Origin of the sequence: Thermophagus xiamenensis, from assembly GCF_900112795.1 — a bacterium.
Lineage (GTDB): Bacteria > Bacteroidota > Bacteroidia > Bacteroidales > Marinilabiliaceae > Thermophagus > Thermophagus xiamenensis.
This window is the reverse complement of the sequence record NZ_FONA01000025.1, coordinates 37,525-59,233: the sequence shown is the minus strand read 5'-3', so window position 1 is coordinate 59,233 and position 21,709 is coordinate 37,525. Positions and strand designations below refer to the sequence as shown.

Annotated in this window: 20 protein-coding genes; 11 read left to right on the top strand and 9 right to left on the bottom strand. The window is 39.3% G+C overall.

All coding sequences use genetic code 11. The annotated features are described in order from the left end of the window. Positions 1–116 precede the first annotated feature (116 nt). The gene (locus BM130_RS13645; protein WP_010528455.1) at positions 117–866 is read left to right on the top strand and encodes a nucleotidyltransferase family protein; all 750 of its coding nucleotides are present in this window, start codon (positions 117–119) and stop codon (positions 864–866) included. A 13-nt stretch (positions 867–879) separates the two neighbouring features. On the opposite strand, the gene nhaD is transcribed toward BM130_RS13645, so the two are convergent. From nhaD to BM130_RS13630, 3 genes are all read right to left on the bottom strand, one after another. Further along, on the bottom strand, positions 880–2,262 hold the full coding sequence (gene nhaD, locus BM130_RS13640) for a sodium:proton antiporter NhaD (protein ID WP_010528454.1): 1,383 nt from the start codon (positions 2,260–2,262) through the stop codon (positions 880–882). A gap of 311 nt (positions 2,263–2,573) precedes the next feature. Beyond that, a complete protein-coding gene (locus tag BM130_RS13635) occupies positions 2,574–2,843 on the bottom strand; it encodes a hypothetical protein (RefSeq protein ID WP_010528453.1) in 270 nt (89 codons plus the stop codon). Between the two features lie 177 nt (positions 2,844–3,020). Next, positions 3,021–3,698 (bottom strand): phosphatase PAP2 family protein, encoded by a 678-nt coding sequence (locus BM130_RS13630; RefSeq protein ID WP_010528452.1) that lies wholly within the window; start codon positions 3,696–3,698, stop codon positions 3,021–3,023. A gap of 102 nt (positions 3,699–3,800) precedes the next feature. Between BM130_RS13630 and BM130_RS13625 the strand changes: the two genes are divergently transcribed. The 5 genes from BM130_RS13625 to BM130_RS13605 all read left to right on the top strand — a co-directional run bounded on the left by BM130_RS13625 (position 3,801) and on the right by BM130_RS13605 (position 8,502). Further along, positions 3,801–4,733, top strand: a complete 933-nt coding sequence (locus tag BM130_RS13625; protein ID WP_010528451.1) for a diacylglycerol/lipid kinase family protein — start codon at positions 3,801–3,803, stop codon at positions 4,731–4,733. Positions 4,734–5,095: 362 nt separating this feature from the next. After that, the gene (locus BM130_RS13620) at positions 5,096–5,668 is read left to right on the top strand and encodes a YceI family protein (protein ID WP_010528450.1); all 573 of its coding nucleotides are present in this window, start codon (positions 5,096–5,098) and stop codon (positions 5,666–5,668) included. A 37-nt stretch (positions 5,669–5,705) separates the two neighbouring features. Next, positions 5,706–6,992, top strand: a complete 1,287-nt coding sequence (locus BM130_RS13615; protein WP_010528449.1) for a hypothetical protein — start codon at positions 5,706–5,708, stop codon at positions 6,990–6,992. Positions 6,993–7,027: 35 nt separating this feature from the next. Continuing rightward, positions 7,028–7,717: a YceI family protein gene (locus BM130_RS13610; RefSeq protein WP_010528448.1), complete on the top strand. Its 690-nt coding sequence runs from the start codon at positions 7,028–7,030 to the stop codon at positions 7,715–7,717. Positions 7,718–8,046: 329 nt separating this feature from the next. Beyond that, complete coding sequence (locus BM130_RS13605) at positions 8,047–8,502, top strand: RrF2 family transcriptional regulator (RefSeq protein ID WP_044138813.1); 456 nt, start codon at positions 8,047–8,049, stop codon at positions 8,500–8,502. Here the strand turns inward: BM130_RS13605 and BM130_RS13600 are convergent. Beyond that, a complete protein-coding gene (locus BM130_RS13600) occupies positions 8,499–9,248 on the bottom strand; it encodes a GIN domain-containing protein (protein ID WP_237706162.1) in 750 nt (249 codons plus the stop codon). The two genes, BM130_RS13605 and BM130_RS13600, sit on opposite strands and share 4 nt — an antisense overlap. Positions 9,249–9,427: 179 nt before the next feature. Further along, positions 9,428–10,558, bottom strand: a complete 1,131-nt coding sequence (locus BM130_RS13595) for an acyloxyacyl hydrolase (RefSeq protein WP_010528445.1) — start codon at positions 10,556–10,558, stop codon at positions 9,428–9,430. Positions 10,559–11,195: 637 nt separating this feature from the next. Here BM130_RS13595 and queC point away from each other — a divergent pair. Genes queC through BM130_RS13580 form a run of 3 tightly spaced genes read left to right on the top strand, consistent with a single transcriptional unit; the run spans position 11,196 to position 13,637 of the window. Further along, the gene (queC, locus tag BM130_RS13590) at positions 11,196–11,867 is read left to right on the top strand and encodes a 7-cyano-7-deazaguanine synthase QueC (protein WP_010528444.1); all 672 of its coding nucleotides are present in this window, start codon (positions 11,196–11,198) and stop codon (positions 11,865–11,867) included. Beyond that, positions 11,864–12,721 (top strand): 7-carboxy-7-deazaguanine synthase QueE, encoded by an 858-nt coding sequence (locus BM130_RS13585; protein WP_010528443.1) that lies wholly within the window; start codon positions 11,864–11,866, stop codon positions 12,719–12,721. The genes queC and BM130_RS13585 overlap by 4 nt, the downstream gene beginning before the upstream one ends. Before the next feature lie 40 nt (positions 12,722–12,761). Then, positions 12,762–13,637 carry an NADPH-dependent 7-cyano-7-deazaguanine reductase QueF gene (locus BM130_RS13580; RefSeq protein ID WP_010528442.1) on the top strand — a complete coding sequence of 292 codons (876 nt, stop codon included), beginning with the start codon at positions 12,762–12,764 and terminating at the stop codon, positions 13,635–13,637. 35 nt (positions 13,638–13,672) lie between these two features. Here BM130_RS13580 and BM130_RS13575 read toward each other — a convergent pair whose 3' ends face one another. From BM130_RS13575 to proS, 3 genes are all read right to left on the bottom strand, one after another. Further along, positions 13,673–14,179: a SixA phosphatase family protein gene (locus tag BM130_RS13575; RefSeq protein WP_029626701.1), complete on the bottom strand. Its 507-nt coding sequence runs from the start codon at positions 14,177–14,179 to the stop codon at positions 13,673–13,675. A gap of 77 nt (positions 14,180–14,256) precedes the next feature. Beyond that, positions 14,257–15,489, bottom strand: coding sequence for a peptidase T (pepT, locus tag BM130_RS13570; RefSeq protein ID WP_010528440.1), 1,233 nt, complete (start codon positions 15,487–15,489; stop codon positions 14,257–14,259). 605 nt (positions 15,490–16,094) lie between these two features. After that, entirely contained in the window at positions 16,095–17,570 is a 1,476-nt protein-coding gene (gene proS / locus BM130_RS13565) for a proline--tRNA ligase (RefSeq protein ID WP_010528439.1), read from the bottom strand. Positions 17,571–17,875: 305 nt separating this feature from the next. Here proS and BM130_RS13560 point away from each other — a divergent pair, with 305 nt between their 5' ends. Next, positions 17,876–19,366, top strand: a complete 1,491-nt coding sequence (locus tag BM130_RS13560; RefSeq protein WP_010528438.1) for a hypothetical protein — start codon at positions 17,876–17,878, stop codon at positions 19,364–19,366. Between the two features lie 96 nt (positions 19,367–19,462). After that, positions 19,463–21,031, top strand: coding sequence for an OmpP1/FadL family transporter (locus BM130_RS13555; RefSeq protein ID WP_010528437.1), 1,569 nt, complete (start codon positions 19,463–19,465; stop codon positions 21,029–21,031). Positions 21,032–21,174: 143 nt separating this feature from the next. On the opposite strand, the gene BM130_RS13550 is transcribed toward BM130_RS13555, so the two are convergent. Continuing rightward, positions 21,175–21,468, bottom strand: coding sequence for a PG0541 family transporter-associated protein (locus BM130_RS13550; protein ID WP_010528436.1), 294 nt, complete (start codon positions 21,466–21,468; stop codon positions 21,175–21,177). Between the last annotated feature and the right edge of the window lie 241 nt (positions 21,469–21,709).

The following is a 21,709-nucleotide window of genomic DNA, read 5'->3' as shown; positions in this document are numbered from 1 at the left end:
CTTTGAATGCAAAAAGGCGACCCTGGATGGACGGAATATTTGCGAAAGTGGAAAGCCTAAGTCCACCTTTTAATTATTCTAATGCATAATCCGGGTTAAAATCAATTATGAGACAAATGAACGCAATGGTCTTTGCTGCAGGATTGGGAACTCGCCTCCGACCAATTACCAATCATATACCTAAAGCCTTAGTAACAGTAAACAAAATACCCATGCTTGAATACGCTTTAAAAAAACTCGAGCATGCAGGAATCTCTAAAACCGTTGTAAACATTCATCATCATCATGAGCAAATTATTGATTTTCTCAATAATTATAGTTCAACGAAAATGGAGATACTTATTTCGGATGAAAAAGAAAAGCTTTTGGATACCGGGGGGGGACTCTTTCACGCAAGAAAATTATTTGATCCCGATACCCCTATCCTACTCTATAATGTAGATATACTCACTACGGCGAACTTAACCCCATTCATTCATTTTCATCAGGAATTCAAGCCACTTGTTTCTATGATGGTAAAAAAAAGAGCAACAAGTAGATATTTGTTATTTGATAATAATATGGTGTTGTCCGGTTGGGAAAATATAAATACCGGAGAAAAAATTACCATCCGGCCCGCTTTAATGACAACACCATATGGTTTTCAAGGCATTCATATAGTCAGCCCTGAAATTTTCAATTTCTCAAAACCCGACGAGGCTTTTTCAATCATAAAGCTTTATCTAGAGTTGGGTTCAAAACATATTATTAAAGGCTATGAAACCAAAGAAGATATCTGGTATGATATTGGGACTCCGCAAAGGCTCGAACAAACAAGGAATATAATTACCAAGTTATCTTCTCAGGAATTAAAAAATTTATTCTAAACATCTGGTTAATTCATGCAAACATCAACAAATAGACGCCTGCCCCGGCAAGATAACCAACCAAAGCGGGTAGTGTAATGCGACGCAAATACCAAAAAAACGGAATGCCTTCCAAGCTCATGGCAGCCACGCCAGCGGCCGAACCAATGATTAAGATGCTTCCTCCTGTACCTGCACAATAAGCGAGGAACGACCAAAAATTACCATCCACAAAGAAACTGGACATAAATCCGGGATCAGCAACTTGCGGAATCTCATACATTCCCATCGAAGCCGCCACCAATGGCACATTATCTACTACTGAGGATAAGAATCCTATAATCAGATTAATACCATAAATATTGCCAACATTATTGTCTAACCATTCTGCCAATAGATTTAAATGTCCTGCTGTTTGCAAGGCCGCAACAGCCAGTAATATACCCAGGAAAAAGAGAATAGATGCAACATCGACTTGCTTCAGAATTTTTACAATACTCAATTTTCTTTTATCCAAAAAATGTTTTCGTTTTAATCGCCTATCGGTATATATCCAAAGAGCACCAAGCCCCAATAACATACCCAAAAACGGCGGCAACTGGGTAAGACCCTTAAATATAGGCACTGCCACTAAAGCCGAAAGGCCTAATATTAAAATCCTGACTCGTTCTTTATACGGAATAAATTCTGCTGTTTCTCCCGCTTCAAGAAGTGGACGCGTAGTGGCACCCTTCATTACCAAAGAGAATATACAAAGCGGAACCAGCATTGAAACTAAACTGGGAATCAAAAGAGATTTTACAATTCCGGCTGCCGTTACTTGCCCGCCAATCCACAACATTATGGTCGTTACATCCCCCATTGGCGACCATGCTCCACCGGCATTGGCGGCCAAAACAACCATGCCTGAAAACAACCATCGATTATCTTGTTTACTTAATAATTTCTGTAGAAGAGTAATCATGACAATGGATGTTGTCAAATTATCCAATACAGCCGAAATGAAAAAGGTTATAAAACTAATTATCCAAAGCAATTTAATTCGATTGGTGGTATGTATGCGATCAGTGATTATCCGAAAGCCCTGGTAACGGTCTATCACCTCCACTATGGTCATGGCACCTAAAAGAAAAAAGATAATTGATGCAACATCTCCCAAATGCTCAATGACGGCATGATGCGTTATAAAATCCATCACCTCACTCGCAGTCCCCAAACCTGAATCAGCAGAATACTTAAGCCATTCTGAATTCAAATTCAATTGCATAATCCTTGGCCCATCAATCACTAACAATGTCCATAATAAAGCACCGGTTAATAGTGCAGAAGCTGCCTTATCAATTTTGTTAACGTGTTCCAACACAATGAATCCATAGCCTATGATAAAGACTATGACCATAGCATAAAAAACAATCATAATGCCTTTCTTTTAAAAACTCATTAATAATTTATTTCTCTTACTTTTTTATTTAAATGCCTATCCAAATAGAATTTGCATAAAAATTAAATCAGAATTAATAACTATACTTGATTATATCAGAAATAGGTAGCGTTTTGCGTGGTGCAAAAGTATATCTTCGAATTAATTTTCTGCATCCTAATCACAATTTTAATATTGTTTAACGCTGCCCAGTAACTGAAGCAATAAACACAGATTCTATCAAAACAAAAGCGGGAAAGCTCCCATATAGGAACTCTCCCGCTTTTGTTTTTAAAGTGATATTAATTCTAGTTGGTTAGATGTATTTCTCTTTTCCCTTCCAAAATTTCTCTAGCCATTTCAAGAATAGTTGTGTCGTCCAATACAACAATTCCACCATCAGGTCCCTGTTCCAGATGGATTCCTATGCTTTTACCCCGATCGTAGTTAGCACCACCGAAATAGTTTCTTACTGTTTCTACGTCGAGGTTTAATGCCTCAGCGATGCTTCTCATGCTTCCTTCAGGAAGACTGTCTTTTATCCTCCTGAGCTGGTTAAATGTTATTGTTGCACTCATATCTAAAATATTTTTAAAGGTTATTGAAGTGTCATAAAATTAAGGATAATAACACAGATTTAAAACAGTTTTAACAACAAAAGTATAGGTTTTAACAATTATTAAACTCTATTTATTTCATAAGTTATGCTTAAAACATCAATAACCTTTAAAGTTTAACCCGGCAACTTACCAATCTTACATCAATTCTAGCAACAATACTGAGGAAATAAAAACAATAATAATCGTCAAGATCCCGGTAAAAATAACAGGAGAAACAGAAGATAATTGAAACGAGTAATCTCTTGCGGCATAAGTGATAACAAAGCGTCTGGAAATCTTTTTATAAAGCCAGAAAACAAACCACCCAATCAATGATCCTAAAATCATCCCCCCCAATATATCTCCCGGATAATGAAGCCCCATGTAAATACGGGAATAGCTGTTTAATAAGGCCCAAAAAATAATAAAAATGGAATACCATCTTTTTCTAAACAACAAAAGGGAAAAGATGGCTAGTCCGAATGAATTGGTGGCATGTGACGACACAAAACCATATTTTCCTCCTTTTTTCCCATTAATCAAATCAACCAATCCCGAAAGAGCCGGTTCATGAGAAGGTCTAAAACGTTCAAAACCTTCCTTAAATATATTCGTAGAAATCTGATCAGATAAAACAAGCATAAGAAGCAACGCCAGTAACGTTACAATCCCTTTTAATCCCTGCTGGCGAAATATTACATACAGAATCATAAAATACATTGGAAACCAGATGCTTTTACTGGTTACCACCCAAAAAAAGTTGTCAAATAATGGTGAAGTAAATGAATTTAAATAAAGAAGTAATTCCTGGTCGAGATGAATTAATGTTTCCACTTTTTTTTATTTCAAAGAAAATAAAAATTCTGCAATTACTCCAAACAGTAGAATTACAAAAATATATGTATAAATTTGCGCAACGTTAACCAACGCTTAAAAATGGATAAAAAAGCTTTGTTTATAATAAACCCTGCCTCGGGACAAGGACGCCAGAAGGAACTGGAGCGAAGTCTTATTAATCAAGCCAAGTCCTCCGGTTATGATATTATTTTTTCGGAAAAACCGGGACACGCTTTTCAACTGAGTTCGCAAGCTGCAGGGAACTACGACATAGTTGTTGCAGTTGGTGGCGACGGTACCGTTAATGAAGTGGGTAGAGGGTTAATAAATTCCTCAACAGCATTAGGCATTATTCCGACCGGTTCGGGAAACGGACTGGCGCGTTTTCTTCAAATCCCCGTAAAAATTAACAAGGCTTTTGAAGTCATTAAAGAAGGTTCGGTTAAATCGATAGATGTAATAAAGATAAATGACTATTATTCATTTAATGTTGCCGGCATCGGGTTTGATGCATATATCAGTCACAAATTTGCCCACAAAAAAAAGCGGGGCCCGCTGGCTTATATGCAACTAATATCCAAAGAATTCCCCAAATACAAATCAGAGAATTATACCATTTTCGTAGATGGAGCAAAAATTCAACTCGATGCTTTTTTAGTTAGCTTTGCCAACTCCAGCCAATACGGAAATAATTTTCATATTGCACCGGGAGCTTTAATTGACGACGGTCTTATAGATGTATGTCTCATTAAAGATTTCCCGAAGTTTTCAGCCCCCGCTCTCTTGATCAGCATGTTGGATCAATCTATCGACAAAAACAAATACGATACCATTATTCGGGCGCGAAATATTACTATTCGGCATCCTAAACCTTTATTTGGCCATGTGGATGGCGAACCGGTAAATTTAGGTGTAGAAGCTCATATTAATATTTTGCCACTGGCACTTAAAGTCACAACTCCACCCGAACATCTTATCCAGGCCCCAAATATTCTTCAACCGCTGATGGATATGATTCCTCTGGGAATTTAAAAGAAGTTTTGTCGAAAACAAACCTTAAACATCTTAAACAAAATATTGAATTTTAATATTGATCTCGCCGCGCTCATTCAAGTAAATTTGTCTGGCATCCCTGGCCCCAGCATAAATTTATCTTAACCTCTGGTCGAAGAATAAAACACGATTCCCCAAAACAGTGAAATACAAAGATCAATATCTGTCTATTCCTCTCTGCCTGTACTCTTTTTATACATCTTCTTCGTTTGATAATCTTGAATTTGGTCATACTCATTTCATTTTCTAATTTTTTTGATGGGTAATTTTATATAAACGGTATTTAATTACTCATTTTTTTACTACTTTTGCGCTAGGATTAAAATTAAAACAATTATAACATGACTAAAATTAAATTAATTTCCGCTTACCTACTGGCTTTGTTGGTATTACCCTATATAGTTAATGGGCAAGAAATTAACCTTACAGGAGACAATAATACCTTAAAAGTTACGGGGACGTCAACACTTCACGATTGGGAGATGGAAATGAAAAAGTTTGATGTATCAGCCAGGTTTGAACAAACTGAAAACAGCAACTTCCTTCTTTCCAATACAAAGTTTACAGCCAATGCCAAAGATCTTTTAAGTTCTAAATCTATGATGAACAATAAAGCGCATGAGGCATTGAAGGCAAAAAAGCATCCGTCGATTTCTTTCACACAAGACAAGCCAATCGAGGTAAATAAAAACCAACAAAATTATTTCGTCCCGGGTCAACTGACAATTGCCGGAAAAACCAATTCGGTTACAATTCCTGTTCATCTTTCTTGGAATGAGAAAAATGAATTAAAAGTTACCGGGGATATAGAACTAAAAATGACCGATTTTGATATGGAACCACCCTCAGTGATGTTTGGTTCGATTAATACCGATGACTTGGTTAAAGTTAGCTTCAGTATATCATTAAAATAATTCATCTGTTTTTAACCATAATTTAAGAAGAGACGTTATGAAAAAAAGTTTTTTGCACATAATTCTTTTTTCGGGCCTAATTGCGTTTGCACTTCCGGCCCTAAGTCAAAGAAATATTAATTATTATCGCTACCCCGACAAAAGAGGAATTAACCAATTTGAAGCACCCAAAGAGGCCGAAAGCGAATTTGATGGGGTTAAAATTCGCATTGGAGGTGCCTCTACCCTTCAGTTTCAGGCTTTGGATCATGAAAACTCGGGAAGTGTGGCTTTAGAAGAGATTGGAAGCAACTTCAATCTGGCAACGGCTAACCTTGACCTGGATGTTGCACTTTATGATGGCGTGAGGATGCATTTACGCACCTATCTGTCGTCCCGACACCATACCGAAACGTATGTAAAAGGCGGGTACTTCCAGATAGACAAACTCGACTTTATCCGCGAAGGTTTCCTCCAAAACCTGATGCAATATGTCACCATCCGGGTTGGGCATATGGAGAATAACTATGGTGATGCTCATTTCCGCAGAACCGACAATGCCCAGGCTTTTTTTAATCCCTTCGTCGGCAATTTAATTATGGATGGCTTCACCACTGAAGTGGGAGGCGAAGTCTACTTTAGAAAAAACGGCTTTATCAGCATGTTAGGATTAACAAACGGGAAGCTCAATCAGGCGGTTACTTCACCCGGTACTACTAAACCTTCATTTATTGCCAAACTGGGCTATGACAATTATTTAAATTCCGATTTTAGATTAAGGCTTACCGGTTCTGTTTATTCTACAGGTGAAAGTGCCAGAACCTATCTATATGCCGGCGACAGGGCCGGGGCTCGCTATTATTTCGTAATGGAAGAAGTGGGTGCTACTTCATCCGGTAATTTCCGCTCCGGGCGGTGGGACCCCGGTTTCTCTAATGAGCTTACAGCACTAATGTTTAATCCATTTATAAAATATAAAGGATTAGAATTTTTTGGGGTTGTAGAACAAGCCAAGGGAAAAGCTAATGACGAAACATCCACACGTAAATTTAATCAGTATGCCGCTGAGCTAATATATCGATTCGGTGCCAACGAAAATTTCTATGTGGGTGGCCGTTACAATATCGTTTCAGGCGAAGGCAAATTTACAAATGAATCAGATGTAACAGAATTTGCCGACGTCGATATTAAACGTTTTCAATTAGGCGGCGGATGGTTCATGACACAAAACATTCTGGCTAAAGTGGAATACGTCAATCAATCCTATAACAATTTTCCTACCTATAACAAATACAATGAAGGAAAATTTAATGGTTTAATGTTAGAGGCTGTAATTAGTTTCTAAAATATTAACAAAACCATTTCTAAAGCCTTATTTTTATGATGGTTCAAGAAAAACAAAAAACAAGGAGTTATTTTCTTAAGTTTTTCCCAAATATTACCTTACACAAACTATCTAAAATTAGTGGACGGAAAAACTTCAGGAAACTAATACCCCTGTTTTTTGTTTTTCTTACCTATGATGTTATTGCACAATCAGACATTGATATAAATACCCAACCAATTTTCAATACTGAAACAGAAGGATGCAAAGATTTCATAAAGATTGACGGCTCAACCAATGTTAATCAATTTTATTTTATCCAAAAGTTAGACGATAATCCTAGGGTTGTAAAAAGTAAAAACCCTTCCAATGATGTTCTTATCTTAAAAATCCCCGCTCACGACTTCGAGCCTTCTAACCCAATGATGTATAAAGACTTCCTCGACTTCATTAAAGCTAAAGAATTCCCGTATATCGACATCACCATTTTTTTCGATAATTTAAGGTTACCTGTAGGAAATACCACTACCGTAGTCCCCAAAATTAAAGTAGGCTTAGCAGGACACACACAAACCTATGAAATACCGGGCTATGTTAATGAATGCCTGGATAAAGAACTCCACATAAAAGGGAAGGTAAAGATTAACCTCAAAGATTTTGGATTGGAACCCCCATCCAAATTTTTAGGTATGGTAAAGGTTAGGCAGGAAGTTTTTATTAACTTTGGCTTTACATTAGAAAATTGACCCTGCCGCCTTGAATCGAGACCAACCAACCAAAGTTTGCCTCAATTGGAACATGATTAAAAAGATAAAGGCAGAAGTGCTGTTAGGTCAATAGGTCAATAGGCCGATAGGCAATTAGGTCATTAGTCAATTAGTTATTAGTGTTGATTTACTAATGACTAATTAACTAACCACTAACCATTAATTTTAAGAATTAATAATTCAATGAAATAAGAAAATTTTATATGAATGAAACGAGCATGGCGGCTTTAACCACAAAAGAACATGTATAAATTTGATTAAGCCATGCGAGTTCCATCCAGCCAATAACTTAGATAAATTTTATACGGATGAAGTTAAATACCAAAACAAGGTATGGACTTAGGGCAATGATAGAAATTGCCAGAGAAACCTACAAAGGAGGAATATTTCAAAAAGAAATTGCCAAACGGCAAAATCTTTCCAATAAATACTTAGACCACATTATTTATGCCCTTAAAGTTGCCGGGCTTATTACCAATGTTAAAGGGAAAAAAAGTGGATATATTTTAACAAAACCTGCCTCAGAGATTGCTATCATCGATATATACAACGCTTTTGAACCGGGAATTTGTATTACCGATTGTTTCGGTGATAATTACAAATGTGAGCGGGAAAATTACTGTGCCGCCAAATTATTTTGGGACGACTTAAACGAAATAATCATTAAATATTTTAAATCTACTACTCTACAAAACTTACTCGATAAACAAATTCGGCTAGAGGAAGAAGTTTTACAGAATAAAGAAAAGAACATTGTAATTTAGTTTAAGGGTATAGCATTACCCAATTCCACTTCATACAAAGGATAGTCTCTCTTAACCGTAGTGTCGGGATTTCCATAATAATAGACATTTCCTGAAGAATAAATTTCCACCGACAACTTCTCCCGGGCGCGTAAATAGGCGTCATTAACCGACCTTTGGATATATTTTACCTCATTGGCTATCAATTCCGATGCATTAACGCTTGTCAATCCTTCGGCCACAACATTTAATTTTTCTGCCTTTCCCTGAAAAATATGGTTCCCCACATTACTGCCGTATACATTAAGAGATACCTGACCGGCATCCAATAACATATGGCATTCGGTAAAGGTGCCACGCCCATTCACCACTATTGTTAAATTATCAATAATTAAGGTATCGAGCGTAGATATTTCAGAAGGAAAATTAGACGTAATACGTATTGTGTTTGGTGCGGCAATAATAACATCGGGCATTTGCTTTTGCCTAAAGCCTATGTTTCCTTCTGCTTCAACGACAAGCGTCGTCCCATTTTGACTAATGTTCAATCTATCCAAAATAAAATCCAGCCCGCGGGCTCGTACCCGAACAACTGTATCATTAGACAAAACCAAACGCACTGAAGTTTCTATTTCCACTCGGTCAAAGGCTTCAACTGAAATCTCCCGGGTTATTAGTTCCCCATCTTCATTTAACGCATCGATGTAATTACATCCTGAAAAAATAATTAAGACCAGTAGAACCGGAATAAAAACCTTTTTTATCATCACCATAAGATTAACTAAAATAATTATTTTTAAGCTCATTGAAGCCAATACACAACCCATATTCCCCAAAAGTTACCCTTCCTGCAAATTATGTTTTTGAAAAGTTACCATTAAGCCATCTGCCTGTGCACTTTTGCCTAAGTAGTTTTCTTTGGCTGCCACGTCAATAACAAAGGCAATTATAATGTACTTTCTTTATAAGGTATTCGATATCCCAACCCCACTTCAATAAATTCGGAACGGAAAAAGCTGGCTTTCACACTAAAATTAAATAACAAACGGTCAGTAATTTGATGACGGATTCCCAACCGCGGATATACCGGCTGGGGTGGGTTAATATACGAATACAAATATACACCCACCTGTGCAAAAAGTGTGGTTTTACCCATTAACCAGTGATGCCCCCCAAATACGCCATAAAACATCCGATGAATATGAGAAATATATTCGGTATTATAAGGATAAGCATAAGGTGCAGCACCAAAATAAATCATATCCAGGCCGGCACTCCATGCCGATTTTACCGACCGGTACCATAAATGATTGATGCTTAAACTCCCCGACGAATAGATATTGAAGTTATAATCGTTGGCCTGGCTACGTCCGTAATTCACAAATACCTGAATATCCCTTGAATTTATCCGTGGTGCTTCCAATTTGCTTAACTTAGGCATCAAATCATCCATAAAATGATATCTTGCACCAACACTAAATGTCAGCGTATTTATACCATTATTGGGTTTACGTAAGGCACCATTCGACATATGGTTCAAAGAAGCTGAGCCATTTATGGACCAATGGTCGAAAACGCGGTAACCCGCATATAGGCCAAAGCCCACATAAACATTCCACCGGGCTCCAAATATCTGATTCCGGGGGTTTTCCTTATAATCGAATGGTTTATTCGTATACCCTATTCCTACCGCTACTTTATTTTTCAAGGAAAAACGAGGGGTTCGGACTATTGGAAAATGAAGATAGGGATATAGCGCTATTCCCTGACCATAAATATCCGGGTTCCCAAAGGAATTATAAAAAAGTCCCACACCTGCTTCGGGATAATTGTAATATTGCTGCCAACCCTTGTTGTCAATCCTCAAAAACCCATAATTCACCTCCACACCCCGCGAATAGTCATCAATAAAATATATCATATTGGCATGGTGTGGAATAACAATACCTTGATGATACAAGACGGTAATATGATTTTGATTGGGTGAAACCTCATCTAAAGAGGATTGTGCATTAACAGATGAATTACCGGCAAATATCAGCAGACTGAATATTACTTTTAAAACGTCTCTTCTCACTAAATTATTTTTTGTGGTTAGGTACTATTTGGGGACAGACTGTTGCCCGGGAATGCCATAAGCTGCAATAACAAATGTTGCATCAAAGAATTACTTAATACCTACCCCGCCAGTTTTGTCATATTATGGACGGGTATAGCAAGGCATACCATATGGCCTCAGCCATTTTAAAATCCATACAAAAATGCACATTTTGATTAAAATACCGCTATGCAGGCACAAAAATTAGTATCTTTGCACTGAAATTAAAGACAGTTCGAAACCATCCTGTCTATAAACAAAACTATGGGCCATGGACTTCATGAGCAAAAATGCCTTTTTGATGCTATCCGTTACTTATCGACCAATTTCATCAAAAAAGAGCTTTTGGCTTTCTCATTGGTTGGTTCCCCCATTGTTTTACACCAGGCTGGTTTCTTACCTTTTTAAGTACACAATATAACCTGAGCATTCTCTGCTAATCCATTACGATTAAGACGCTGTCGAATGTCAGCAGAGAAATAATTTACTTAAAACATCTAAAAAGTTACGATGAACACGGTCATTATGCCCACAGAAGGGACTGACCGCTAAAACAGGCATCACCAAACAGATAAAACATAAAAATACTTCAACAGCAACATTAAAATATTTAATAATGAAGAAAGCAGTAGTATTATTATCGGGTGGATTAGATAGTAGTGTAGCCTTATATCTTGCAAAATCTCAAGGCTTTAAATTATATGCTCTTTCATTTGATTACGGTCAGCAGCATGAAAGAGAATTACAGGCAGCCAGGGCAGTAGCTCAAAGTGCCCGGGTAGAAGAACATCAAGTGGTTAACATGAAACTCGACCTGTGGGGGGGGTCCTCACTGACCGACAAATCGATAGAAATAAAAGACGGGGATGTAAACCGCAAAGATATTCCCGACACTTATGTGCCGGCACGCAATATGGTTTTTCTCTCCGTTGCAGCCTCATATGCCGAAGCCATAGGTGCTCAAGACATCTTCATTGGCGTTAGCCAGGTCGATTATTCCGGATATGTCGACTGCAGGGAAGAATTTATAGAAGCAATGGAAAAGGCCATCAACAAAGGAACAGTCATGGGTGCCGAAAAAAATCAGCCCATTCGTATTCACGCACCGTTTGTATACAAGACAAAAGCTGATGAGATTCGTTTAGGCCGGCAATTGAATGTACCTTTTGAATTGACCTGGAGCTGCTACCGAGGCGGGGAAAAACCCTGTGGAAAATGTGATAGTTGTCTGCTTAGAGCCAAAGCCTTTGCCGAAGCAGGAGTTGAAGATAAAGCTTTGAACCAATGAGTTATTTAGCACTGGCCAACGAAGGCGTTTTCCCTATAACCAAAGATAAGGATGGGCAGTCACAGTCAGAATTACCCGCCACCGGTTTTTCGTTCCCCGGAACCATTCAGGGGGAAGGGAAACTGGCTGGTGTCCCATCCCTGTTTATTCGTTTATCCGGATGTAATTTAAGATGTATATGGTCTATGCCTGATGGTTCCTTTTGCCGGTGTGATACACCCTATGCCTCTTTTGCGCCCGAAAGAACCTTTTCAATGGCTATTGATGATGTTGTAGCACTGGTACAACAGAACTTAGGGGCTATGAAACATGTTGTTATTACCGGCGGTGAACCCTTTTTACAACATAAAGCTCTGGCTGATTTATGCCTGGAACTAAAAAAAATACCTCAACTGCATCTGTCGGTCGAAACCAATGGAACCCTTTTTTCCAGGGAAGTGGCCCAACACATCGACCTTTTCAGTATTTCGCCCAAATTATCAAATTCTAATCCCACCGATGAAAAAATAACGTTTTATGGGCTTAAACCCTCCGGGCCCCTCTCCTACCATGCCCAAAGACGAAAAAATTTGCCGGTACTTCAAAAGTTTATCGATTTTTCGAGAGAAAACAATAAAGATTTTCAGCTTAAGTTTGTTATAGGGAATCACAACGATTATTTGGAAATAAATAAAGAATACCTTTCCGAACTAAAAAACTGGAACGCCGATGACATTTTACTGATGCCTTTGGGTGCCACAATGGAAGAATTAAAGAAAACATCAAAAATGGTATTGGAAATGGCCATACAAAATGGTTGGCGTTATGCTCCTCGTGTCCATATCGAATTGTTTGGTTCAATAGCCGGCGTATAATTTAGTCTTACATCCTATTATTTAAGATTATATTAATATCATGAATGAATCGAAGTATTTGGGAAAATCTGTTCAATATCCGCAACAGTATGCCCCGGAAATGTTGGTTCCCGTACCCCGACATCTGAACCGGGAACAATATGGGCTATATAACAACCAATTACCATTTACGGGATATGACGTATGGCATGCTTACGAATTTAGTTTTCTCACTCAAAAAGGACTGCCGGTAACAGGTATTCTCAAAATGGTTTATCCTTCCGATAGTCCATTCCTTGTAGAGAGTAAATCACTTAAATTGTACCTCAATTCGCTCAACATGGAACGGTATGGAGCTACCCCGCGGGAAGGCATAAAAGAAGTGATATCAATAATTCAGAAAGATATTAGCAAAGTATTGCAAACCGAGGTAACACTGCATTTTTTTGATGCCAAAGAATCTCAATATTTTGATTTTTGGGGATATGAACTTCTGGAGAAGACCGGAAGGATTGAAACGGTAACCTTTTCTGAGTACCGGGAAGCACCGCATCTGCTTTGTTCGGAGCAGTCATCTTCAGAAAAAAACATCCTAAAAGTGGCCACCCATCTTCTGCGAAGTAATTGTAAGGTAACCTTCCAACCTGATTGGGGCAGCGCTTTCATTTATCTTAAAGGTAAGGATATACCCGATAAAATTGGGTTATTAAAATATTTAGTATCTATCCGTAATGAAAATCATTTTCATGAGGAGATTTGCGAAATGATTTATAAACGATTATGGGATAGGTTTACCCCTGAACAACTTATGGTGGCATGCCTTTATACACGACGGGGAGGGATTGACATATGCCCGGTTCGGGCCAGTCAACCCCATCTATTGCCGCAATATCTTATTAATCCTTACAAGCTAACAGATAAACTTCTAAGACAATAAGCTCATAAGACAACTATCTTGTAACCACAAAATATTTATTTTCTGTCTTTCAACTCTTTAGGAAAAACAAAGAGTTCTGTACGACCGCTACCAACTTTAATCTGATTCCAATCTGAAACAGAAAAAACAATGGAGGCGGTAGCGGTAGTAGGAAAATTGAAAAATCTATCACCCGTCAGTTGCACGGCAGTCATGGCAATTTCAGGATTGTGACCAACTACCATCAGCGAATCCACCATACGTGCCCGCAGAGCAATTTCTTTCAAAAATTGCTCTATGGTATATCCTTCGTATATCAAAGGTAACTTAATAATTTCTATTTCGGGGATACTATAAGCCCCGGCCATAATTTGTGCTGTTTGCAAGGCTCTATGAGCCGGACTGGAAATGATAGTATCCGGGACAATGCGCTTGCCAATTAAATGGTCTGAAATCAATCGGACGTCTTTAATCCCTCTTTTTTTCAGTTGTCGGCCAAAATCATCTTTGGCATCGGTAAGCGGTTCCGCTTTTGCATGTCGTACTAAAATCAACCTTTTCATCTCTGCAATAATTAGGTAATACCAAATTGCACTTAAATAAATCCAACCTAACACCAAATTTATGAAAGTCAGAAAAATTATTTTTTAATAGAGGGCACCAATGCAGCAATCTTAAGTATTACCTCCATCGCTTTTTCCATCGAAGGAATAGGTAAGAATTCATAGCGTCCGTGGAAATTATGTCCGCCGGCAAAGATATTGGGGGTAGGCAGCCCCATGAAAGCCAACCTGGCACCATCGGTGCCTCCTCGTATAGGTTTAATTTTGGGCACAACCCCTGCTTCGCGCATAGCTTTTTCGGCCAAATCCACTATATACATCACCGGCTCAATTTTTTCGCGCATGTTATAATATTGGTCTTTTATCTCAAGCTCCATAGTCCCCTCACCAAATTCTTTGTTAACCTTTCTAACCAAATGCTCCATCTCTTTTTTTCGGTCTTCAAAACGGTCCCGTTTAAAGTCACGAATCAAAAACTGCATTTCGGTCTTTTCCACATCACCATTAAAAGACATCAAATGGTAAAAGCCCTCATAACCCTCCGAATGTTCAGGCGTTTCGTGACGCGGCAGCATGGATATCAGCTGATTAGCTATTCGCATAGAATTTCGCATCTTCCCCCGGGCATATCCCGGATGAACGTTACGACCATGTGCTGTCACTTTAGCCAATGCTGCATTAAAATTCTCGAACTCCAGTTCACCGATTTCACCACCATCGATGGTATATGCAAAGTCGGCCCCAAACTTTTCAACATTAAAAAGATTTGCACCCTCACCAATTTCTTCATCAGGGGTAAAACCAACCCGTATTTTTCCATGTTTTATTTCCGGATGTTGAATCAGGTATTCCATGGCCGAAACAATTTCGGTAATTCCGGCCTTATCATCGGCGCCTAATAAGGTGGTGCCATCGGTTGTTATAATGTCCTGACCAATATATTTTTTTAATTCCGGAAATTCTTCCGGTTTTAGTACAATACCCTCTTCTTCATTAAGAATAATCTCACCCCCGTCATAATCTTTAATTATTTTGGGCGAAACATTTTTACCCGTAAAATCGGGGCTGGTATCCATGTGAGCAATAAAACCTGCAACGGGCACCTCCCGGTCGATGTTAGATGGCAATGTGGCCATTATGTAACCGTTTTCATCAAGGTCTACATCCTGCAACCCTATCTCTTTTAGTTCTTCGGCAAGATATTTGGCAAAAATCATCTGACCAGGCGTACTGGGCGTTAACCCGGTATTGGGGTCGGACTGAGTATCAAACTTTATGTATTTAAAAAAACGCTCTGTTAAAGATGTCATATATCTATTGATTTTATAAAAAACTATTGCAAGATAAAAAAAATAACAGAAAGACTTTGCCTCAATCCGCGAATTTAGTTGACCTTTACCCCTATTATTTATTTGTTATTCAATCAAACAATCCTTTTGTTATATTTTATCACACATCTAACTTGCGAAAATACAATCAGAATCACAACAATACTTACCTCACTCCGGAAGAAGGTATTCCCCGGCCCCGTAGTGAGACCCTCACTTGCCTCGTAGGGAGACCCTCACTAGCCTCGTAGGGAGACCTTCCCTAGCCCCGTAGGGAGACTCTCACTAGCCTCGTAGGGAGACTCTCACTAGCCCCGTAGGGAGACTCTCACTAGCCCCGTAGGGAGACTCTCACTAGCCCCGTAGGGAGACTTTCACTAGCCTCGTAGGGAGACCCTCCCTGGCCCCGTAGGGAGATGCTCACTTGTGCTTCGGAGGGCGGCTCGTGGAAACAACTTATTTATTTTCACATTAAATGATAAAAACATAAAAAAACCCCCTCATCCAAAACAAGGGGGTAGTAATAATTATCTTAAAAAAATAACAATCAAGAAAGTACTTTAGAGCCCTTTGAATAAATTAAACACCTAATAAGCCCTGGCAAAAACAACTCTTTGTGAAGAAGGTTTACCGGTAACCATACACTTTCCCTCTTCTTTTTCATTGTTGATAGGGATACAACGGATGGTAGCTTTCGTTTCCTGTTTTATTTTTTCTTCCGTTTCCGGGGTTCCATCCCAATGAGCCAGAATAAATCCACCTTTTTCATCAAGCACCTTTTTGAATTCGTCATAGGAATCAACCTTCCGGGTATTTTCATCTCTAAATTTCAGGGCTCGTTGATAAATTCCGTTTTGAATTTCGTCTAACAGTTCGGAAATGCGTTTCTCAATACCGGTAACCGGTACCACTTCTTTAGAAAGGGTATCTCTTCGCGCTACTTCAACGGTACCGTTTTGCAGGTCGCGCGGACCTATGGCTAATCGCACCGGAACACCTTGCAGTTCGTACTGAGCAAATTTCCATCCCGGCTTATGTTTGTCGTCATCATCAATTTTGACCAAAATGCCAAGTTGTTTTAAGGCCGTGGCAATTTTTTCGGCCTGTTCTACAATTTGTTTCAGTTCTTCTTCCTTTTTATAAATAGGAACAATAACCACCTGAATGGGAGCCAGTTTTGGTGGCAATACCAATCCGTTATCGTCGGAGTGCGACATGATTAAGGCCCCCATTAATCGGGTAGAGACGCCCCAGGAAGTAGCCCAGACATATTCTTCTTTTCCTTCTTTTGTCTGGAATTTCACATCAAAGACGCGGGCAAAATTCTGGCCCAAAAAGTGAGAGGTTCCCGACTGAAGAGCTTTCCCATCCTGCATCAGTGCCTCAATGGTAAGGGTTTCGACCGCTCCGGCAAACCGCTCACTGGCGGTTTTATATCCCTTCAAAACAGGCATGGCCATATATTGCTCGGCAAATTGAGCATAAACTTTAAGCATTGTTTCGGCCTCTTCGATAGCTTCTTCACGGGTGGCATGAGCCGTATGTCCCTCTTGCCATAAAAATTCGGCGGTACGAAGAAAAAGCCGTGTACGCATCTCCCATCGTACCACATTGGCCCATTGATTAATTTTTATTGGCAAGTCACGGTACGACTGTATCCAATCGCGATATGTATTCCAAATGATGGTTTCGGAAGTGGGTCTAACGATATACTCTTCTTCCAGCCGCGCGTCGGGATCTACAACAACACCCTTTCCATCCGGATTATTTTTTAGACGATAATGAGTAACCACTGCACATTCTTTTGCAAACCCCTCTACGTGTTCGGCCTCACGGCTAAAGAATGATTTAGGTATAAAAAGCGGGAAGTAGGCATTTTGATGACCGGTTTCCTTAAACATGTCATCCAGTATACGCTGTATCTTTTCCCAAATGGCATAGCCATAAGGTTTAATCACCATACATCCGCGTGCAGCCGAATTTTCCGCAAGGCCGGCTTTTATCACCAAATCGTTGTACCATTGTGCATAGTTCTCGCTCCTGGGCGTCAATACTTTTGCCATAATCTTATAATAGAAATTTATAATTCGTTATTGAACCAACCACCTAAAGTATTGGTTGGAAAAGAAAACAGGCACGAAATTAATAAAAATGAATTAACATTGTGACCATCCGAGAACTAAATCGTATCTATTGTGGCCAAATTATTGTATTATTATGATGGAAGAATCAATAATTCGAATTGAAAAAAGGCTTAAATGAGGGCGAGGGCACGGTGTGAAAACATTTTTTAACAAACCGCTAAAAAAAACAGTCTTTTGGTATGAAATTTGCTTGAAAATCACTATAAACAACAGGAGGATGCCTCATGAAAAAGTTAGGATTAATCACAACAGCGGCTGTTTTGCTGATAGTGTCAGGAGGATGCGCTACCGGCCGAATGGCATCAACCGGGGTATATTATGACGATATTTATTATGCGCCGGATTTGACGAAGGAAACTATGGAGCAGGCATTTGCACCGGTGCCCTCTATCGCTAAAGAAGAACAAAAAGAAATTAAGCAGGAAGAACGTCAATTAATCCGCTCATATCAAAGCAGTGATTTGGCTAAAGAACAACGTGACACCCGTGATTTTTCTGACATTCAACAAAAATATGCTTCTATCCTGGCGGATGAAGATAAGGACGAAGTGGATTCGTTGATATATTATAATGAAGAAACCGGCTACTGGGTAGGCGGATTTGACGGCAGTGAAATGGATAGAGATTATGCCGAACGCCTTATCCGTTTCCACGGACCATTTACCCGCATCCCGTATTGGTCATCGCTGTATGATCAATTTGTCTATTTTGATGATCCCAACTGGAATGTATACGTAGACGGAAATTATGCGTATGTTTTCCCGACCTGGAGTAATCCGTGGTACGATCGCTATCGGTTCGATCGTTGGAGTACACCCTGGCATTTCTCCTTTGGATATAGCTCTTTCTGGGGTGATCCCTTCTATTACGGATACTACGGCATAGGATGGTACGATCCATTCTATAGTCCGTTTTACTATGGGTGGCCATATTATCACAGACCCTATTATTCATATTGGCATCACCCCTATCACCATCCCATTTATCGGGATAAACATAAAGATCGATACGTATACAAAGGTATAAAACCCACATTGAGTAGTAATACAAGGCGAGTCAGCACGGCTACTACTCAAAGTAATACATTAAAAAGAAGCAGTGGCGAAGCCGGCAATACCATAACAACCACACCTAGCGGAAGCAGGATTGTTCAAAATGCCGATGGCTCCACCAACGTTATTAGTAGCAACGGGAATACCCAACGTGTAATACAAGGTTCCGGACAGGAAACACTTAAGTCGGCCACTAGAAGTAGTTCGCAGGAACGCACCATAAGCCGTTATCAAGGTAGTGGTGCCTCTACAGGGACGGTTCAAACCACATCCCGAAGAAGTTCTACACCAACTTACAGTCAGCCCGATAATGCGTCCAAACCTTCATATAACCGTGCCAGCAGTTATACTCGTCAGGTGAAAAGTAGTAACGTTTCTACTCAATATCTTAAATCAGGGAGTTCAGGAAGCTCTACCAGACGGTCAGTTTCCACACCAAGCAGAACATACAATTATAATAGCGGTAGCAGTACCCTCCGACGAACCAGTGTCCAAAGAAGTACCTATACGCCTTCCCGCAGTTCAAGTTCATCATCAGGATATCGCAGCACTTCTACCACTCGGAGCAGCAGTTCCTATTCGGGAAGCAGCTCATCAGGCAGTCGAAGCAGCGGAAGTAGCGGATCAAGTAGCGGAAGCACTATAAGAAGTGGAAGAAGATAACTCACCAGTATTATTAAGATAGCATTTTTCATAATCTGAATTCCCTGATTCCGGGGTGAATGCCCCGGAATCTTAAAACTTCCAAATCCTTTCAATATGTTTAATAACAAGATTTTAATACCGGTTTTTATATTCTCACTGTCGACTGTTGTATCCAACGGACAGAATGAAGATAATGCCCTCAATTATTCTTATCAGCGGCCCACAGGGACAGCAAGAAGCATTGGTTTGGGAGGTGCTATGGGCGCTTTGGGAGGTGATTACTCGGCCATAAGCATCAATCCGGCCGGTATTGCGGTATACCGAAGCAGCGAGTTCTCATTTACTCCCTCATTAATATATAACAATACTGAAAGTGACTATTATGGCACTACATCAAGCGATGATAAATTCAGTTTTCCCATTAACCATATATCCTATGTAGGAACTTCGCGATTAATGCGAGAAACCAGTGGACTGGTAAGCACTCACTTTGGTATTGGATACAGCAGAACAAACAATTATAACCGGAAAAGTTTTATTGAGCATGATGGGGTAAAATCTTCTTTGTTGCATATGTTTGCAACCAATGCATATGGCCTCGCTCCCAATCAGCTTGATGACTTCTATACCGGCATTGCCTATGATGCCTATTTATTGGATTTGGTCCCGGGCAGCAGCGTTAATGAATATATGCACGCCTATGAATTTGTTAATGACGAAGGCTTCCTAGAGCTCGGGCCAGTTGATGGCATTAACCAAAAGAAAATGATTAGCGAAAAAGGGTACTCCGGATTATTTGACCTGTCGTTTGGGGCCAATTTCGGAAATAAATTTTATACAGGAGCCAGCTTGGGTATAGCTACAATCCACAATAAAAAAGAGTCTCAACATTATGAAAAGGCCGGTAGTGAAGTTTACGATGACTATATTGCTTATCGGCAAAATAATGGAATGGAAATACTCGATGATTTCTATTTCGATGAATATGAAAAAACTACGGGAACGGGTGTTAACCTGAAATTTGGTGTAATATATAAACCAATCCATAGTATACGTCTGGGGGCTTCTTTTCATACGCCTACCTACTATTCAATGAAAATGGAATATGATACAGGAGCCAAGGCCTATTTCTTTGATGCCGATAATTATGAGATAGAATCTGATCCGGGTGAATTTTCTTTTAATTTCAGAACTCCAATAAAGGCTGTTGGAAGTGTTGCTTATGTCTTTGGAACCAAAGGCCTGGTTTCTTTCGATTATGAATATACCGACTATTCTAACATGAAATATAAAAGTAAAAGCAACGATGTTTTGGAAAAAGATTTCTTAGAACAAATAAATGACGTAATTTCAAATACCTTTCGTGCCACTCATAATTTCAGGGTAGGTGCAGAATATATGGTTACTCCAATGTTTGCCTTACGTGGTGGCTATGCTTATTTCCAAAACCAAAACCCTTATAAAAGTGAATTTCTGAACTCAGACGGAAAACACTATAACATAACAGGCGGTATGGGATTTAGAGCAGGAAACATGACTATTGATATTGCTTATTTATACAACAAAGAGACATACATTCATTCACTTTATTATTCAAATGAAATACAAGCCGATGTCCAGGAACCTGCAGATATGACTTCAATTGATCACCAGTTAGCCGTAACCTTGGGTTGGCGATTTTAGCAGATGATTAAAAAAATAACGAAATATAAACCCTCAATCAAAAGAAGGGGCTGGCCAAATGAGAATGGCTGGCCCCTTTTCTTTGCCTTTAATTGGATAAAGTTTATGGGTTTCATTCAAAGTTACCCCGAAGAAGAATTTTATTAAATTCCTATTTCCGCATCCCAAATAAAAGCTCTAAGTCCCTGCATCTCTGCCTTGTCATTCAAGCGGCGCAAGAGGGTCATTAATTCCTCTACTTTCGCATCTTCTACCACGGTTAAGACAGCTTCATTCAATGCCGGCCATGTATGGGTACCCTGATGGGGTTCACCATTAATGCTTCCCCTGCCCTGCACCTGAGGCCATCGCGAATACCCGCGAATATTCAGCTTGTCGAGGATATGCTCTACGCGTTCGGTAAGTGCCTGGTTATATACAATAAACACTGTTTTCATTAGTATAAAGTTTACTTAGTGGTTAGTGATTAGTCATTAGTGATTAGTAATAAGTTTATCAACACTAGCCACTAATGACTGTTTAACTAATGACTATTGACTTCTTCTGCCTTCTGCCTGTGCACTTCTGCCTTGTCATTTATACATGTCCTTTTGTGGCAAAAAGTCGTCATGCTCGTTTCATCAGTATAAATTTAAATTATTGGCCAGAGTGGTTCGTCATAATTCATGGGCAATAGAC

What these genes read in the sequence shown, in the direction of transcription:
- proS (WP_010528439.1), bottom strand. Translation starts at nt 17,570, where the DNA reads ATGGCAAAAGTATTGACGCCCAGGAGCGAGAACTATGCACAATGGTAC.
- BM130_RS13625 (WP_010528451.1), top strand. Translation starts at nt 3,801, where the DNA reads ATGGATAAAAAAGCTTTGTTTATAATAAACCCTGCCTCGGGACAAGGA.
- nhaD (WP_010528454.1), bottom strand. Translation starts at nt 2,262, where the DNA reads ATGATTGTTTTTTATGCTATGGTCATAGTCTTTATCATAGGCTATGGA.
- pepT (WP_010528440.1), bottom strand. Translation starts at nt 15,489, where the DNA reads ATGACATCTTTAACAGAGCGTTTTTTTAAATACATAAAGTTTGATACT.
- BM130_RS13560 (WP_010528438.1), top strand. Translation starts at nt 17,876, where the DNA reads ATGAAAAAGTTAGGATTAATCACAACAGCGGCTGTTTTGCTGATAGTG.
- BM130_RS13615 (WP_010528449.1), top strand. Translation starts at nt 5,706, where the DNA reads ATGAAAAAAAGTTTTTTGCACATAATTCTTTTTTCGGGCCTAATTGCG.
- BM130_RS13585 (WP_010528443.1), top strand. Translation starts at nt 11,864, where the DNA reads ATGAGTTATTTAGCACTGGCCAACGAAGGCGTTTTCCCTATAACCAAA.
- BM130_RS13605 (WP_044138813.1), top strand. Translation starts at nt 8,047, where the DNA reads ATGAAGTTAAATACCAAAACAAGGTATGGACTTAGGGCAATGATAGAA.
- BM130_RS13620 (WP_010528450.1), top strand. Translation starts at nt 5,096, where the DNA reads ATGACTAAAATTAAATTAATTTCCGCTTACCTACTGGCTTTGTTGGTA.
- BM130_RS13580 (WP_010528442.1), top strand. Translation starts at nt 12,762, where the DNA reads ATGAATGAATCGAAGTATTTGGGAAAATCTGTTCAATATCCGCAACAG.
- BM130_RS13550 (WP_010528436.1), bottom strand. Translation starts at nt 21,468, where the DNA reads ATGAAAACAGTGTTTATTGTATATAACCAGGCACTTACCGAACGCGTA.
- BM130_RS13610 (WP_010528448.1), top strand. Translation starts at nt 7,028, where the DNA reads ATGATGGTTCAAGAAAAACAAAAAACAAGGAGTTATTTTCTTAAGTTT.
- BM130_RS13635 (WP_010528453.1), bottom strand. Translation starts at nt 2,843, where the DNA reads ATGAGTGCAACAATAACATTTAACCAGCTCAGGAGGATAAAAGACAGT.
- queC (WP_010528444.1), top strand. Translation starts at nt 11,196, where the DNA reads ATGAAGAAAGCAGTAGTATTATTATCGGGTGGATTAGATAGTAGTGTA.
- BM130_RS13555 (WP_010528437.1), top strand. Translation starts at nt 19,463, where the DNA reads ATGTTTAATAACAAGATTTTAATACCGGTTTTTATATTCTCACTGTCG.
- BM130_RS13645 (WP_010528455.1), top strand. Translation starts at nt 117, where the DNA reads ATGAACGCAATGGTCTTTGCTGCAGGATTGGGAACTCGCCTCCGACCA.
- BM130_RS13575 (WP_029626701.1), bottom strand. Translation starts at nt 14,179, where the DNA reads ATGAAAAGGTTGATTTTAGTACGACATGCAAAAGCGGAACCGCTTACC.
- BM130_RS13600 (WP_237706162.1), bottom strand. Translation starts at nt 9,248, where the DNA reads ATGATAAAAAAGGTTTTTATTCCGGTTCTACTGGTCTTAATTATTTTT.